A 2,300-nucleotide genomic window follows, 5' to 3' on the forward strand; every position below is an offset into this window, starting at 1 on the left:
CCAGGGTTGAAAACCTGGGGGATGACCTGTGGTTAGGGGTGAAAGGCCAATCAAACTCCGTGATAGCTGGTTCTCCCCGAAATGCATTTAGGTGCAGCGTCGTGTGTTTCTTGCCGGAGGTAGAGCACTGGATAGGCGATGGGCCCTACCGGGTTACTGACCTTAGCCAAACTCCGAATGCCGGTAAGTGAGAGCGCGGCAGTGAGACTGTGGGGGATAAGCTCCATGGTCGAGAGGGAAACAGCCCAGAGCATCGACTAAGGCCCCTAAGCGTACGCTAAGTGGGAAAGGATGTGGAGTCGCAGAGACAACCAGGAGGTTGGCTTAGAAGCAGCCACCCTTGAAAGAGTGCGTAATAGCTCACTGGTCTAGTGATTCCGCGCCGACAATGTAGCGGGGCTCAAGCGTACCGCCGAAGTCGTGTCATTGCAGCATAACGGCCAACGCCGGCTGTGATGGGTAGGGGAGCGTCGTCTGCCGGGTGAAGCAGCACCGGAAGGTAGTTGTGGACGGTTGACGAGTGAGAATGCAGGCATGAGTAGCGATACAAACGTGAGAAACGTTTGCGCCGATTGACTAAGGGTTCCTGGGTCAAGCTGATCTGCCCAGGGTAAGTCGGGACCTAAGGCGAGGCCGACAGGCGTAGTCGATGGATAACCGGTTGATATTCCGGTACCCGCTGTGAAGCGTCAAACATCGAGCATCGTGATGCTAAGGCCGTGAAGCCGCCCTGGATCCTTCGGGTGAAGGGGAGTGGTGGAGCCGCTGAACCAAGCGGTTAGTAGGTGAGTGATGGGGTGACGCAGGAAGGTAGTCCATCCCGGGCGGTGGTTGTCCCGGGGTAAGGGTGTAGGCCGCAAGGTAGGCAAATCCGCCTTGCATATGGCTGAGACCTGATGCCGAGCCGATTGTGGTGAAGTGGATGATCCTATGCTGTCGAGAAAAGCCTCTAGCGAGTTTCATGGCGGCCCGTACCCTAAACCGACTCAGGTGGTCAGGTAGAGAATACCGAGGCGTTCGGGTGAACTATGGTTAAGGAACTCGGCAAAATGCCCCCGTAACTTCGGGAGAAGGGGGGCCACGTCTGGTGACCGGATTTACTCCGTGAGCTGGGGGTGGCCGCAGAGACCAGCGAGAAGCGACTGTTTACTAAAAACACAGGTCCGTGCGAAGCCGTAAGGCGATGTATACGGACTGACGCCTGCCCGGTGCTGGAACGTTAAGGGGACCGGTTAGCTTGGATTCGTCCAGGCGAAGCTGAGAACTTAAGCGCCAGTAAACGGCGGTGGTAACTATAACCATCCTAAGGTAGCGAAATTCCTTGTCGGGTAAGTTCCGACCTGCACGAATGGCGTAACGACTTCTCGACTGTCTCAACCATAGGCCCGGTGAAATTGCACTACGAGTAAAGATGCTCGTTTCGCGCAGCAGGACGGAAAGACCCCGGGACCTTTACTACAGTTTGATATTGGTGTTCGGTTCGGCTTGTGTAGGATAGCTGGGAGACTGTGAAGCTCGCACGCCAGTGTGGGTGGAGTCGTCGTTGAAATACCAGTCTGGTCGTGCTGGATGTCTAACCTGGGTCCGTGATCCGGATCAGGGACAGTGTCTGATGGGTAGTTTAACTGGGGCGGTTGCCTCCTAAAGGGTAACGGAGGCGCCCAAAGGTTCCCTCAGCCTGGTTGGCAATCAGGTGTTGAGTGTAAGTGCACAAGGGAGCTTGACTGTGAGACCGACGGGTCGAGCAGGGACGAAAGTCGGGACTAGTGATCCGGCGGTGGCTTGTGGAAGCGCCGTCGCTCAACGGATAAAAGGTACCCCGGGGATAACAGGCTGATCTTCCCCAAGAGTCCATATCGACGGGATGGTTTGGCACCTCGATGTCGGCTCGTCGCATCCTGGGGCTGGAGTCGGTCCCAAGGGTTGGGCTGTTCGCCCATTAAAGCGGTACGCGAGCTGGGTTTAGAACGTCGTGAGACAGTTCGGTCCCTATCCGCTGTGCGCGTAGGAGTCTTGAGAAGGGCTGTCCCTAGTACGAGAGGACCGGGACGGACGAACCTCTGGTGTGCCAGTTGTTCTGCCAAGGGCATGGCTGGTTGGCTACGTTCGGGAGGGATAACCGCTGAAAGCATCTAAGCGGGAAGCCTGCTTCGAGATGAGGACTCCCACCCACTTGATGGGGTAAGGCTCCCAGTAGACGACTGGGTTGATAGGCCGGATCTGGAAGCACCGTGAGGTGTGGAGGTGACCGGTACTAATAGGCCGAGGGCTTGTCCTCAGTTGCTCGCGTCCACTGTGTT

1 rRNA gene (cut by a window edge) is annotated in these 2,300 nt (G+C 56.8%); it reads left to right on the forward strand.

Annotated features, from left to right (window positions below):
• A 23S ribosomal RNA gene (locus tag ACH499_RS34480) occupies positions 1-2,278 on the forward strand; it begins 840 nt to the left of the window's first position.
• The last annotated feature ends 22 nt before the right edge of the window (positions 2,279-2,300 follow it).

Origin of the sequence: Streptomyces sp. NPDC018947 (assembly GCF_044390505.1) — a bacterium.
Lineage (GTDB): Bacteria > Actinomycetota > Actinomycetes > Streptomycetales > Streptomycetaceae > Streptomyces.